Here is a 14,304-nt window from a genome sequence, read left to right on the forward strand (position 1 = left end):
GAACTTTCTAAATGAAAGTTCTTTTTTCTTATAAAATTCCTTCCAGAAGGCCACGCATGAAATCTTCTGAATTAAATTCACCAATATCATCGATTTTTTCGCCGAAACCAATAAATTTAACAGGAATATCTAGTTCTTGACGAATAGCCAGTACCACACCACCCTTAGCAGTACCATCAATTTTAGTCAGAATAAGGCCAGTTAATGGTGTAATTTTCGAGAACTCTTTAGCTTGACTTAAAGCATTTTGTCCTGTAGATGCATCTAAAGCAAGCAAAGTTTCGTGGGGAGCATCTGGTACGACACGCTTAATAATACGTCCAATTTTTTCCAACTCTGCCATAAGGTTTTCTTTATTTTGCAAACGTCCTGCTGTATCAATTAACAAGACATCAACGCCTTGAGCAACGGCTTTTTCCATGCCATCAAAGACAACGCTAGCCGGATCTGCTTTTTCTTCTCCAGTGACAACTGGTACATCAACACGGCGTCCCCATTCTACTAGTTGAGCCACAGCACCTGCACGGAAAGTATCAGCTGCTACTAACATAACTTTTTTCCCTTGAGACTTGTATTGATGAGCTAACTTACCTATAGATGTCGTTTTTCCAACACCATTAACACCTACAAAAAGCATTACGGTTAAACCTTCTTGGAAATTGATAGCCTCATTATAAATACCATCTTTTTCGTAGATTTCAACTAATTTTTCAACGATAACACGTTTTAAATCCTCTGATTTCTTGGCATTCTCTAATTTTGCTTCATAACGAAGATCTTCAGTTAACTGTGTTGCAACATTTACCCCAACGTCAGATAAGATTAACATTTCTTCTAATTCTTCAAAGAACTCTTCGTCAACACGACGGAAGTTAGAAAGGAAAGCATTAAGGCGTGCACTAAAACCTGTGCGTGTTTTTTTCAGGCTACGATTATATTTTTCCTCTTGACTCTCAGCTTTTATAGTGTCTGCCTGTGATTGCGATAAAACTTCCTGTGCCTCAGAAAGTTCTGACTCATCTGTTGACAGCGAATTAGACGAGATTTCTTTCTCAATTGCTTTACGTTTAGCATAGTAATCTGCTAAAAAAGCATCAGCCGCAGATGTATCCTCTGACTCTGTTTGTACCTCAGTTTTTCCACTAGACATCTCTTCTTGAAGGGGAGTTTCTGAAAACTGCTCTGAAGCCTGACTATCACTTGATTGCTCCTCATCACTAAAAGATGCCTCAGATTTAGCAGAAACATTGTCAGAAAGAGTCGTGGAATCAGGAACTACATTTCCTACCTCAGAAGTATCTGCTACCTTTGTCTTAGCCCTATCTTCTAGTTCTAAAAAACTATCGTCTTCTTTTACAGGAATTTCATCGGTATCTTCTGACTCTAAAGGATGAATTTCAGAGGTAACTGGTTGATGTGATTCTGACAATGCTGTATCTCTTTCTAATTCTAAGAAAGAATCATCTTCTGCAACAGGGACTTCAGAGGTACAATTCAAAGTTGACTCCTTCGAAAAGTTGCTGCCCTCCTCTTTATCAATAACTGAATCTTCATCTTCTAAAACAACAGATTCTGATGCTTCAATTTCTGGTTCTTTATCTTTTTTCTTATGTCCAAATAGGCGGTCAAATAATCCCATTAATTTTCCTCACTTAAAATATATTTCCCAACTGCTTCGGCGACTCCAGACTCATCGTTATTACAAATAGTTGTCGCTTTTGCTATTGCCTTAGCTTCTGGAATGCCATTAGCCATTGCAACTCCTAAGCCTGCCCACTCTAGCATCGATAAATCATTTGCTTCATCTCCCATTGCCATAACTTGACTACTATCTAACCCAAGGTGTTTTGTCAGTAGTTCTAAGCCGACTGCTTTATGAACACCTTTAGGCATCAATTCTAAAATGATATCACGTGATTTAAACATTTCATAGTCAACTTTAAGTCTATCAGGAAGTTTAGCAATTTGTTGATCAAGATATGTAGCATCAATAACACTAACAATTTTATTATAAACTACATCCTTTGGCACTTGCTCTAAATCATCAACTTCTATAAATTCTAAGAGTGGGTTGGCTAAATGATATTGAGAATGGTGTCCCTTGTTAGCAATACTATATACCGTTCCCTCACTTAAGATATCTGTTGGCAAACCCACTTGATACAACTCCTCATGGATATCTTCCACTTCTTGTCGTGTCATTGCAGTTTTAGCTAAGATTTTCCCTGTATTTTGTTGAACTAAACCACCGTTAAAAGTAATGCTGTAATCTTCATCAGATACTAATTCTAGGTCCTCTAACAAATTACCAATTGCTTTTAAAGGACGCCCTGTTGTAATAACAACTTTTATACCTTTTTCTCTAGCTGCTTTTAAGGCCACTTTATTTTCTTCTGAAACTTTCTTATCTGTTGTAAATAAAGTGCCATCTAAATCTAAGGCAAGTATTTTAATATCCGACATTAATCCACCATACTTTCTAAATAAGCCATTACAGCTTGATCATTGTGATGACCTATAATACAATCTGCTATCTCTTTAACTTCTGGTCTAGCATTTTCTGTTGCGATAGCTTTTCCTGACCACTCTAGCATTTCTAAATCATTAATATTGTCACCAAAAGATAAGACTTCTTCTGCTCTAATACCGTATTGTTCACAGAGGTGCTCTAAACCATTTCGTTTATTAACTGAGCTTAGAATAATATCAATAGATTTAAAACCTGTTGTCACTGCTGTGGCATACGGTATAGCTTGATTTACCCACTCCTCAGCTTGTCTAACAGTCTCTTCAGTAAAGTTAACCGTTACTTTGAAAATAATATCATCAACATCTTCAAAGTGAGAAACTTTTTGCAAATTATCATAATAATGAGTGATGAATTCAATATAACCTGGATTGGCATCACTTAGAATATACGCACCATCCTTGCCAGATAAGACATATTCATTATTCTCCATATAAGGACTCTTACTCAAATGGTCAATAATATCTAAGTATTGTTCTCGACTCAAGTGCTGTTCATATGCCAAGCGATCAAATAAGACTGCTGCACTTCCATTTTCTGCTATAAAAGCCATCTGATCACGAAAGTCAGCAAATAATTGTTCAAGTGATAATAAGGAACGCCCACTTGCTGCCGTAAAGACAATTCCTTGTTCTTTAAATTTTTTTAGCACATTTGCTAAACGTTTTTTATCATAGGTACCGTTTTCATCTAAGAATGTACCGTCCATATCGGTTGCTACTAATTTTATCATGGAATCTCCTAACTAAAGGGTTTACATTTACTATTGTAACATAAAATAAGGCTGAAAATCCAAAAAACAGAAGGGATCCCCTTCTGTTTTCTAATTGGTCATTTCTTGAGCTTCTTTTAATTTTACAGAAACAATTTTGGAAACGCCTGATTCCTGCATCGTTACCCCATAGATACTATCAGCAGCAGACATAGTTCCTTTTCGGTGAGTAACAACGATAAATTGACTTGATTTATCAAATCGATTAAGATAATCGCCAAATCGCTTAACATTTGCTTCATCTAAAGCGGCCTCAACTTCATCCAAGATGACAAATGGAATTGTCTTAACACGGATAATGGCAAATAATAATGCTAACGCTGATAATGCTTTTTCACCACCTGACATCAAGTTTAAAGACTGGATTTTTTTACCAGGAGGTTGAACCGAAATATCAACCCCAGCTGATAATAAATCACCTTCTGTCAGAATAAGGTCCGCAGAACCTCCACCAAACATCTGTACAAAGGTTTCTTTGAAACTATGACGAATGGCTTCAAATGTCGATTTAAAACGAGTCTTAACTTCATCATCCATATCTGTAATCGTCTCTAGTAATAAATTTTTGGCATGAACTAAGTCGTCTCGCTGTGTGTTAAGGAAGGTCAATCGTTCATGAACTTCTTCAAATTGAGCAATTGCATCAATATTAACAGGTCCTAAAGCTTTAATTTTAGCTTGTAGAGATTTCAATTGTTCACGCGCCATCAAAATATCTTCCAAGACATTTGCTTTTACCTTCGCTTCATCCAATGTCATCTGATAGTCTTCTGATAATTGACGTGAGAATATCATCAATTGTTGAGATAATTGTTCACATTGTGACTCTAATTGAGCTTGCTGACGAATAAGGCTTTCATTTTTTTGTCCCTCTTTAGCCAGAGAAGCAGCTAAATCATCTAAAGCAGCTTCACAATCCTCCAATTCAAAACGGAGACTCACAAGCTTTTCTTCGTCATTTTCCCTTCTCTTATTTGCTTGTAGCAACTGTTTTTCTATACGGGGAAGCTCTTCTTTGTCTAATTGACTGTCCTGATGGCTTAGTAATGTTTGTAAATTACTAATGTCACGTTTTATTTCAGACAAGGTAATCTCTAGACGTGTACAGTTGGCACGTTCAAATTTCTGCTCGTTTAGCAAATCACGTTCTTCTAGCTGTGCCTCTGACAATAATGTTGTTAGATTATTGACTTTTTCTTGAATTGAATCTTTATCTTCCTTAATTTGAGCAATTGAAGTTGTCAACTCTTCTTTTTTAATAGCAAATTGTTCAAGTTCTTTTTCTAAACGATTTTTTTCATTTTCAGAAGTAGTTTGTTCCAACGCCCCGCTGCTTAATTGCAAGCCATTATATAGTTTATTTAAATCAGCAAGCTTTTCTGATAGTTGTTGATACTCTATATCAGCTCTTTGTTCCTCAAGACGAGCTTGTTCTCCATCATTCTTAAGTTGTGCTAAGGTTTCTTGTTTCTCTTTGAGTTGCTCTAACAATGCGGCAACTTCTTTTTCTTGAATTAACTGTTTACTTTGTGCCTGTTTCAATTCTTTTTTTAGATTATCCAATTCAGGCTTGATAAAAACAGTATTATTTTGACGATTTGCTCCCCCTGAGTACGACCCTCCAGGGCGTAACTCTGTTCCATCTAAGGTTACTAAACGTACTTGATAATTCAATTGTCTTGCAGCTACATTAGCATTATCAACCGTATCAAAAATAGCAGTTAACCCTAAGTTATTTTTAAAAATGTTTGACAAGCGTTGATCATAGGTTACCAATTCACTAGCTATTCCTAAAAACCCTTGAGAACTTTGTAATTTTGAGAGATAATGTTGTGCTAATTCTCTTGGTTTTATTGTAGTTAAAGGCAGAAATGTCGCTCTACCTTGGCGGTTTTTCTTTAAAAAAGCAATTGAACGTTTGGCAGCACTCTCGTCTTCAACAATGATGTGTTGGCTGCTACCTCCCAAAGCTATCTCCAATGCTGTTTGGTAATGTTTGTCAAAGCTAAGATGCTCACTAACAGCACCTATGATACCTCCAATCTGGTCCTTAGCCTGTAGAACTGACTTCACTCCAGCATAGAAATTACTATGATTTTTCAAAATAGATTCTAAACTCGAAATACGTGCTTGCTTTGATTTGATTTCATCTAAATGATCAAATAAAATTGACTGCTGATTCTTATACTCACCTTCTAGATTTTGCAAGGTTTGACCTAAATCTTGGTAGTGAGATAATAACTGACGAACATTCTTCTTTGCAGCCTCAAATCGTTCCAATGCTACCTTTGCGTTACTTTTTAATACTTCTAAATTTTTGCTAACTTCTTGTATTTCTTGAGATTTAGCTTGAGAAGCTTGTTTTTGATTCTCTATATCAGCTAGTAAAGCTGTTAAAGCGTTTGAAGTGTCGGCTTCTTCTTGCATCAAGGTAACAAAGTCTTCTCGAAGTTTTTCAATAACCTGATCCGGATTAGTTGAAAAACGCTCCAAGGAACTTTCTATACTAACAATTTCTGATCTTATTTGGGCTATTTTTTCCGACAGAGTAGTTAACTCTATATTTTTTTGGGTAATCTGGTCATTACAATCTTTAGCTTTAATTTCTAACTCTGCTAAGCGTTGACCTGCCTCTTCTTTCTTTTCAGCCTTTTGGCTTGACTCTAAACGAATCAGATCAATTTGGCGTTCCAAATCTGACTTTAACTTTGTAACGTCTAAAAGAGCTAACTGTTTAGCCTCAATTTCTTCAGATAAATGGTGACGTTTCTGTTTTAACGATTGATTTTCATCTTCAAGGGACTGACGTTGTTGGTAATAAGTTGCTAACTCTTCTCTTACTGTCAATAGCTTTTCCTCAACAGTAGTTAAATCTGATTGATGTTGTAAAATATCTTCAATCAAAATAGATAAGTGGAGTCCTTGTCGTTCCTCATCTAATACTAAAAAACGCTTAGCAATACTTGCTTGTTTTTCTAATGGTTGGACTTGCATGTCCAATTCATAAATAATATCCTCTAAGCGATCTAAGTTCCCTTGAGTTTGTTCTAATTTGGATTGTGTTTCCTTCTTACGTGTTTTGTACTTCAGAACACCAGCGGCTTCTTCAAATATGGCACGACGCTCTTCTGGTTTACTATTAAAAATAGCTTCAACGCGTCCTTGGGAAATAATAGAAAAAGAATCTCTCCCTAATCCAGTATCCATAAATAAATCATGAATATCACGTAAGCGAACTTTGCGTCCATCTATTAAATATTCACTATCTCCGTTTCGAAAAATACGACGTTCAACTCGAACTTCGTCAGCTATATTTTCGATAAAATGGTCGCTATTATCTAAAGTAACACTCACTTGCGCATAATTAAGGGGCTTACGATTTTCTGTACCAGCAAATATAACGTCTGGCATCTTACCTCCTCGTAAACTTTTTGCGCTTGATTCTCCCAATGCCCAACGTAAACTCTCTGTGATATTACTTTTACCTGATCCATTTGGACCTACAACAGCAGTAACTCCTTGATCAAATTCTACCTTAGTTTTATCCGCAAAGGACTTAAAGCCTTGCATTTCAATTTCTTTTAAAAACATGATTTCCTCATTGTAACGTTGCTAAAGCATTTTTGGCAGCGTCTTGTTCAGCAGCTTTCTTTGATCGTCCAATTCCTTGGCTCAAATTTTCTTGGTTGACAGATACAGTCACCTCAAATTCCTTTGCATGTGCTGGACCACTTTCATTAGTAACTTGATAATCTATTTTTACATCCCCATGAGATTGAAGTAATTCTTGCAAGCTTGTCTTGTAATCTTTAACACGCTCATAGGTCCCTTTTTCAACGTGAGGGATCATTACCTTGTTAACAAAGGCATGAACCACTTCAACACCTTTATCTAATAATAAAGCTCCTAAAAAAGCCTCAAATAAATCTCCTAAAATAGTGTCACGATTACGTCCACCAGATTTTTCTTCTCCTTTTCCAAGTTTAATATAGTGATCAAAGCCACATAGACGTGAAAAACCTGCAAGACTTTCCTCACGAACAATCATTGAACGTAATTTTGATAAATCACCTTCTGCCTTTTGAGGGTACTTTGTAAAAAGATACTGTGAAATAAGTAATTGTAGAACAGCGTCTCCTAAAAATTCCAAACGTTCATTATGTGAAATGTTTAGGAGGCGATGCTCATTTGCATATGATGTATGGGTAAAAGCTGTATCTAATAATTCTTGATTAGCAAAAACAATACCATAGTCTTTTTCCAGCTTTGATCTTAATTCTTTCATTTTTTTCTCCTTGATTTCAATCATAGATAAAATATTAAACAAATACCATTATACCACAGTTGACAAATAATCAAACATTTTGGAAGTTAAACCTATCTTCCAAAGAAAACGTTTCCCTAATTACATATTTGAATATTCAACAAAAGACTAGGATACACACCTAGTCTCTTGTTAACTATTCATCAATTTTATCAGGTACTACATAAAAAAGCACATAAGTTCCTACAATAGTTCCAATCAATAATCCCAGTTTGAGCCACATTAGAGGAGCAAAATAGATTGAAATTCCCATCAAGATATAAATTTGCCAAATCATTGACTTTTTACGTGCTGGGGCAATACTTCTGCTTTCAACAAAATCTGCAGCGTAGTATTTATAAACTTTAGTTTGACGCAACCAAATATCAAATTTTTCAGAGCTTCTCGAAAAGCAAAAAGCTGAAAGCAATACTAATGGAGTCGTTGGAACTACCGGCAAGACAATACCTGCAATGCCTATCCCTAAACTAATAAATCCTAAACTAATGTAAAAAATCTTTTTCAATCTTAAATCCTCGTCAGTGGGGTAGCTGAATCAGGTGAAGTATCGTGAACAGAAAAATCTGTGCCCACACCAAAGTCAGCTCTCATTAAATTGTTTTCCATAGTCATGTGAGCAAGTTCCTTAATATTATTTTCCTTACTCAAGTGTCCTAAATAGATGTGTTTAGTACGGTTACCTATAGTGCGAATCATGGTTTCTGAACCATCTTCATTAGATAAATGTCCTTTATCTGATAAAATACGTTGCTTAAGTGTCCAGGGATAAGAACCCGAACGTAGAATCTCAATGTCGTGATTTGACTCGATCAAATAACCATCTGCATTCTCAATCAAGCTTGCCATTCGGTCGCTAACATATCCTGTATCTGTCAACATCACAAAGCTCTTATCATCTTTCATCATACGGTAAAATTGGGGATCCACAGCATCATGACTTACACCAAAGCTCTCAATATCTAAATCCCCGAAAGTTAAGGTTTTACCGCGTCCAAAAACATGCTTTTGACTAACATCAACTTTGCCTAACATGTTACGCTCATCCATAACTTTCCACGTCTGCTCATTGGCATAAATATCAAGGTGATATTTCCTAGCCAATACGCCAACACCTTTAATGTGGTCAGAATGTTCGTGGGTAACTAGTATAGCATCTAAATCTTCTGGTTTACGATTAATTTCTGCAAGAAGGCTAGTCACTTTCTTGCCTGTTAAACCAGCGTCAATTAAAAGACGTTTTTGGGGTGTCTCAATATAAAAACAATTTCCAGTTGAACCTGAAGCTAAGATACTATATTTAAATCCTATTTCTGACATGTTTTAATCTTCAACGTCCTCCCATTCTTCATAAGTTACAGCATCTTTATCATAAGGCAAGACGATTGTAAAAGTAGACCCTTTACCATACTCACTCTTAGCCCAAATAAATCCCTTATGCTGCTTAACAATTTCTTTTGCAATTGACAAACCAAGTCCAGTCCCACCCTGTTGACGACTTCTCGCCTTATCAACACGATAAAAACGATCAAAGATGAGAGGTAAATCTTTTTTGGGAATACCTAAGCCTTGGTCTGATATTGATAAAATCATCTGCGTTTTAGTTGTGCGTAGATTAACTGTAATCTTACCACCATCTGGTGAATACTTGACTGCATTATTTAAAATGTTATCAATCACTTGAGTCATCTTATCTGTATCAATTTCCACCCAAATTGACTTAAGAGGATAATCTCTGACAATTTCATAAACTTTTCCTGTGACTGTTTTTTGATTTCTAATCTGGTCAAATCGATTCAAAATTGAGGTCATGAAAGCTGTAAAATTCGTCATTTCAACATCTAAATGCGTTACTTCATTATCAATGCGCGATAAACTTAATAAATCTGATATCATACGCATCATACGATTTGTTTCATCTAGAGATACCTTAATGAAGCTTGGAGCAACTTCTTCATTGAGCGCTCCCTCATCTAAAGCTTCTAAATAAGATTTTACAGATGTCAAAGGTGTACGAAGTTCATGAGAAACATTAGATACAAAAAGTCTTCTTTCACGCTCTTCTTTCTCTTGCTCAGTAGCATCGTGTGATACTGCAACTAAACCGGAAATAAAACCACTTTCACGACGGTTCAAAGCAAATCGAATCCGTAAGGTAACAAATTCACCATTTTCATCACGTCTATTAAGAACTACCTCTGGCGTCTTAGAGACTAAATCTTGGAACGAATATGGACTTCCTGACCCTAACATATCAACAATATTCATTGATAAAGCTTCATCATATGCTAGATTGAACTGCTGTTGGGCTGTCTCATTAATCATAACGATTTTTCCTGAACGATCTGTAGCCAGCACACCGTCAGTCATATAAGTTAAGATACTTGCTAAGCGATTCTTTTCTTGTTCTAAGTTATCATGTGCCATTCGGAAGACATCAGATAAATCATTTAGACTTTCACCTAATTCTACCAAATCTGCATCACCTTGAATTAGAATACTATCTGAATAATTTCCTGCTATCAAATCTCTGACTTTCCAATTCAAAAGTCGGATATTTTTAGACATTTTAAAATCTCTAACCGCTAGATAAACAAAATAAACAGCAACAAAAACTAGTAAAAAAAGTAAGGCTAGCTCAAACGACCTAATATTTGCAGCACTATTATTCATAAGACTTCATGTAATAACCTACACCACGTCGAGTCAAAATATATTCTGGACGACCAGGAGTATCTTCAATCTTTTCACGTAAACGTCTCACCGTCACATCAACTGTACGGACATCTCCAAAATAATCATATCCCCAAACTGTTTCCAATAAATGTTCGCGTGTCATGACTTGTCCGATATGTGTCGCTAAATGGTGAAGTAATTCAAATTCTCGGTGCGTTAATTCAATTTCTTCGCCACGTTTCTTAGCAATAAAGGCGTCTGGTAAAATTTGCAACTCACCAATAGTAATATCTGAAGAAGCATTTTGAGCACTTTCTTCTGCTACAGCTGTTTCAATATTTTCAGTACGTCGTAAATGTGCTTTGACCCGTGCCAAAAGTTCACGATTTGAAAAAGGTTTAGTAACATAATCATCTGCACCGATTTCTAAACCAATGACTTTGTCAAACTCACTGTCTTTTGCAGAAAGCATAATAATAGGAATATGGCTGGTTTTGCGAACTTCCTTAGCCACTTCTAAACCATCTAGTTCAGGGAGCATTAAATCCAAAATGATTAAATCTGGTTGAAATTCTGCATATTGTACTAAAGCTTCACGGCCATCGAAAGCTGTCGCCGTTTCATATCCTTCTTTAGTTAAATTAAATTTGATAATATCTGAAATTGGTTTTTCATCATCAACGATAAGTATTTTTTTCATATTTTACCTCTATTACTTTCTGGTCTCCCATTTCCATCCATAAACTGAAAAATAAAAGTGACCGAAAATATGATAATATGGGCCTAAAGCACCACTATTATCACTAATTATAACAGATTTCCTAGTTAATTGGAAACTTTCAATACATCCTATTAAACTGAAAAATAAATGATACGAGAACGTAATATTTTTACTAAAAATACCACTCTAAAAATAGCAATATTTAAATCAATCCTACTCTTTAATATTCTGAATTTATTGACAAGCTCACAAACAGGTGATACACTTATCTATAATGTTAGGTAACCTAACAATAAACTGTTATTTTAGGAGGTTCTTATGTCACTCATATCTTATAAGAATGTTAACAAGTATTATGGAGATTATCACGCCCTTCGTCAGATTAATTTGGAAATAGAGCCAGGGCAAGTGGTTGTTCTATTAGGACCTTCTGGATCAGGTAAATCAACGCTTATTAGAACAATGAACGCTCTCGAATCTATTGACGATGGTAGTTTGGTCGTGAATGGACATGAATTAGCAAATATTTCATCTAAAGAATTGGTCAACCTCCGTAAAGAAGTTGGTATGGTTTTTCAACATTTTAACCTTTATCCTCACAAAACCGTGTTAGAAAACATTACATTAGCTCCTGTTAAAGTATTAAAACAATCTAAAAAAGAAGCTATGGAAATTGCTGAAAAATATTTAAAATTTGTCAATATGTGGGAAAGAAAAGATTCCTACCCATCTATGCTATCAGGTGGTCAAAAACAAAGAATTGCTATTGCTAGAGGGCTTGCCATGCATCCAAAACTCCTCCTCTTTGATGAGCCTACCTCTGCCCTTGATCCCGAAACCATCGGAGACGTTCTTTCAGTGATGCAAAAATTGGCAAATGACGGAATGAATATGGTCGTTGTAACTCATGAAATGGGATTCGCACGAGAAGTTGCTGATCGTATTATTTTTATGGCTGATGGGGAAATTTTAGTGGATACTACGGATGTGCAAGACTTTTTTGATAATCCCACAGAACCACGTGCCAAACAATTTTTAAGCAACATTATCAACCATACCAGTACTGACCTTTAGGAGGACGAAATATGCTGAGACGAAAAAGATTAACGCTCTATCTATTATCCTGTATTTTCATTTTCCTGTTATTTTATCCTAACTCAACGTCAGCTAATCAATTATCAGAAATCAAAAAATCGGGTGTCCTTAAAGTTGGAGTCAAACAAGATGTGCCTAACTTTGGTTATTATAATGCTGAGACGAATCAATACGAAGGAATGGAAATTGATATTGCCAAAAAAATTGCCAAATCCTTAGGTGTCAAACCAGTTTTTGTACCGACAACTGCACAAACCAGAGAGCCTCTGATGGACAATGGACAAATTGATATTCTAATCGCAACATACACTATCACGCCCGAAAGAAAAGCTAACTATAATATTTCTAAAGCTTATTATCACGATGAAATTGGATTTTTGGTGCGTAAAAATAGTCATATCAAAACTATAAAAGAATTGGATGGTAAACACATTGGTGTGGCTCAAGGTGCCACTACAAAAGGCAATTTAGAAAAATATGCTAAAGAACACAAGCTAAAATTTAGCTATGCTCAATTAGGGAGTTTCCCAGAATTAGCGATATCGCTGTACGCTAATCGTATTGATGCTTTTTCAGTTGATAAATCTATCCTTAGCGGCTACCTTAGCCCTCATACAACCATATTAAAAGAAGGGTTCAATACGCAAGAATACGGTATTGCAACCAGTAAACAGGACAAAGTCTTGATTCCCTATGTTAATAAGTTACTGGTATCATGGGAAAAAGATGGTAGTTTAAAACACATTTATCAAAAATTCAAGCTTAAACCCGCTAAAGTAAAAAAAGAATAGGGAGGATTTTTTATGACTTTATTAAACATCAGTCCTTTTGCCATTTCAAGGTGGGGCGCTTTCTTTAACCATTTTGACCTATTCTTTAAAGGCTTCTTATATACTCTAGGTATTTCGTTTGGTGCACTCCTACTTGCTCTGATATTAGGAATTCTCTCTGGTGGTTTATCAACTTCTAAAAGTAAAGTTGGTAAGTTGATATCACGTATCTATGTTGAAGTTTTTCAAAATACACCTCTTTTAGTTCAAATGGTTTTTGTCTACTATGGACTAGCAATCATTAGTAATGGTCATATTATGATTAGTGCTTTTTTCACCGCCGTTTTGTGCGTTGGCCTATACCATGGTGCCTATATTTCTGAAGTTATTCGCTCAGGAATTGAAGCTGTCCCTAAAGGACAAACAGAGGCTGCTTTAGCTCAAGGATTCACAGCTAATCAAACCATGCAACTTATCATTTTGCCTCAAGCTGTCAGAACAATTTTACCACCAATGACCAACCAAGTTGTTAACCTTATCAAGAATACCTCTACCGTAGCAATCATTTCTGGAGCCGATATCATGTTTGTAGCTAAGGCTTGGGCTTATGATACGACTAATTATATCCCAGCTTTTACAGGAGCTGCTATCTTCTATTTTGTTATTTGTTTCCCACTAGCAAGCTGGGCAAGAAAACAAGAAGAATTAAATAAGAAAACTTATTCTTAAGGAGGTTTGATATGTCATCAGTCTTAACACTAACAAATATACTATTTCTCCTTCAAGGGTTCGGTTTAACCTTATATATATCTTTTATTTCCATTTTACTATCAATGTTTTTTGGAACTCTATTAGCAATTATGAGAAATAGCAAAAATCCTATCTGGAAATTAATAGCTAGTATCTATATCGAATTTGTCAGAAATGTTCCAAATCTACTTTGGATTTTTATCATTTTCTTAGTATTCCAGATGAAATCAGTCAGCGCTGGTATTACTTCGTTTACAATTTTTACCTCCGCTGCTTTAGCAGAAATTATTCGGGGAGGTTTAAATGGAGTAGATAAAGGACAAACAGAAGCTGGACTTTCTCAAGGATTCACTTATTTGCAAGTTTTCATTATTATTATTTTTCCACAAGCTTTTCGCAAAATGTTGCCAGCCATTATTTCTCAGTTTGTAACGGTTATAAAAGATACATCACTACTTTATTCTGTTATAGCTATTCAAGAAATCTTCGGAAAAAGTCAAATTCTAATGGGAAGATATTTCGAAGCTGGACAAGTTTTTACACTCTACGCTATTATAACTGCTGTCTATTTCATTACAAACTTTATCATCTCAAGTTTTTCACGTAAACTTTCAAAACGTTGGGAGCAAGCTACTGAGTAATTAAAACGAAGGCCTTTTAGACCTTCGTTTC

13 protein-coding genes are annotated in these 14,304 nt (G+C 35.6%); 4 read left to right on the forward strand and 9 right to left on the reverse strand.

Annotation, left to right across the window (positions count from 1 at the left end; translation table 11 throughout):
• Nucleotides 1-28: 28 nt before the first annotated feature.
• The 9 genes from ftsY to vicR all read right to left on the reverse strand — a co-directional run bounded on the left by ftsY (nucleotide 29) and on the right by vicR (nucleotide 10,996).
• Nucleotides 29-1,639 carry a signal recognition particle-docking protein FtsY gene (ftsY, locus tag HMPREF9171_RS106455; protein WP_000522263.1) on the reverse strand — a complete coding sequence of 537 codons (1,611 nt, stop codon included), beginning with the start codon at nucleotides 1,637-1,639 and terminating at the stop codon, nucleotides 29-31.
• Complete coding sequence (locus HMPREF9171_RS106450) at nucleotides 1,639-2,463, reverse strand: Cof-type HAD-IIB family hydrolase (RefSeq protein ID WP_001280061.1); 825 nt, start codon at nucleotides 2,461-2,463, stop codon at nucleotides 1,639-1,641. Before HMPREF9171_RS106450 ends, ftsY begins: the two co-directional genes overlap by 1 nt.
• Complete coding sequence (locus tag HMPREF9171_RS106445; protein ID WP_000594100.1) at nucleotides 2,463-3,260, reverse strand: Cof-type HAD-IIB family hydrolase; 798 nt, start codon at nucleotides 3,258-3,260, stop codon at nucleotides 2,463-2,465. Before HMPREF9171_RS106445 ends, HMPREF9171_RS106450 begins: the two co-directional genes overlap by 1 nt.
• A gap of 90 nt (nucleotides 3,261-3,350) precedes the next feature.
• Nucleotides 3,351-6,890 (reverse strand): chromosome segregation protein SMC, encoded by a 3,540-nt coding sequence (gene smc, locus HMPREF9171_RS106440; RefSeq protein ID WP_000478776.1) that lies wholly within the window; start codon nucleotides 6,888-6,890, stop codon nucleotides 3,351-3,353.
• A gap of 7 nt (nucleotides 6,891-6,897) precedes the next feature.
• Nucleotides 6,898-7,584, reverse strand: a complete 687-nt coding sequence (gene rnc / locus HMPREF9171_RS106435) for a ribonuclease III (RefSeq protein ID WP_000661526.1) — start codon at nucleotides 7,582-7,584, stop codon at nucleotides 6,898-6,900.
• 175 nt (nucleotides 7,585-7,759) lie between these two features.
• Nucleotides 7,760-8,128, reverse strand: coding sequence for a YbaN family protein (locus HMPREF9171_RS106430; protein ID WP_000719384.1), 369 nt, complete (start codon nucleotides 8,126-8,128; stop codon nucleotides 7,760-7,762).
• A 2-nt stretch (nucleotides 8,129-8,130) separates the two neighbouring features.
• Nucleotides 8,131-8,940: an exodeoxyribonuclease WalJ gene (gene walJ, locus HMPREF9171_RS106425; RefSeq protein ID WP_001289498.1), complete on the reverse strand. Its 810-nt coding sequence runs from the start codon at nucleotides 8,938-8,940 to the stop codon at nucleotides 8,131-8,133.
• 3 nt (nucleotides 8,941-8,943) lie between these two features.
• The gene (vicK, locus tag HMPREF9171_RS106420) at nucleotides 8,944-10,293 is read right to left on the reverse strand and encodes a cell wall metabolism sensor histidine kinase VicK (protein WP_001065469.1); all 1,350 of its coding nucleotides are present in this window, start codon (nucleotides 10,291-10,293) and stop codon (nucleotides 8,944-8,946) included.
• Nucleotides 10,286-10,996 carry a cell wall metabolism response regulator VicR gene (vicR, locus tag HMPREF9171_RS106415; protein WP_000722052.1) on the reverse strand — a complete coding sequence of 237 codons (711 nt, stop codon included), beginning with the start codon at nucleotides 10,994-10,996 and terminating at the stop codon, nucleotides 10,286-10,288. The genes vicK and vicR overlap by 8 nt, the downstream gene beginning before the upstream one ends.
• A 339-nt stretch (nucleotides 10,997-11,335) precedes the next feature.
• On the opposite strand from vicR, the gene HMPREF9171_RS106410 reads away from it, so the two are divergent.
• Genes HMPREF9171_RS106410 through HMPREF9171_RS106395 form a run of 4 tightly spaced genes read left to right on the forward strand, consistent with a single transcriptional unit; the run spans nucleotide 11,336 to nucleotide 14,273 of the window.
• A complete protein-coding gene (locus HMPREF9171_RS106410; protein WP_000053150.1) occupies nucleotides 11,336-12,091 on the forward strand; it encodes an amino acid ABC transporter ATP-binding protein in 756 nt (251 codons plus the stop codon).
• An 11-nt stretch (nucleotides 12,092-12,102) separates the two neighbouring features.
• Nucleotides 12,103-12,903, forward strand: coding sequence for a transporter substrate-binding domain-containing protein (locus tag HMPREF9171_RS106405; protein WP_000946171.1), 801 nt, complete (start codon nucleotides 12,103-12,105; stop codon nucleotides 12,901-12,903).
• A gap of 12 nt (nucleotides 12,904-12,915) precedes the next feature.
• Nucleotides 12,916-13,611: an amino acid ABC transporter permease gene (locus tag HMPREF9171_RS106400; RefSeq protein ID WP_000173639.1), complete on the forward strand. Its 696-nt coding sequence runs from the start codon at nucleotides 12,916-12,918 to the stop codon at nucleotides 13,609-13,611.
• An 11-nt stretch (nucleotides 13,612-13,622) separates the two neighbouring features.
• The gene (locus tag HMPREF9171_RS106395) at nucleotides 13,623-14,273 is read left to right on the forward strand and encodes an amino acid ABC transporter permease (RefSeq protein ID WP_000100034.1); all 651 of its coding nucleotides are present in this window, start codon (nucleotides 13,623-13,625) and stop codon (nucleotides 14,271-14,273) included.
• Nucleotides 14,274-14,304 lie beyond the last annotated feature (31 nt).

Source organism: Streptococcus agalactiae ATCC 13813 (genome assembly GCF_000186445.1).
GTDB lineage: Bacteria > Bacillota > Bacilli > Lactobacillales > Streptococcaceae > Streptococcus > Streptococcus agalactiae.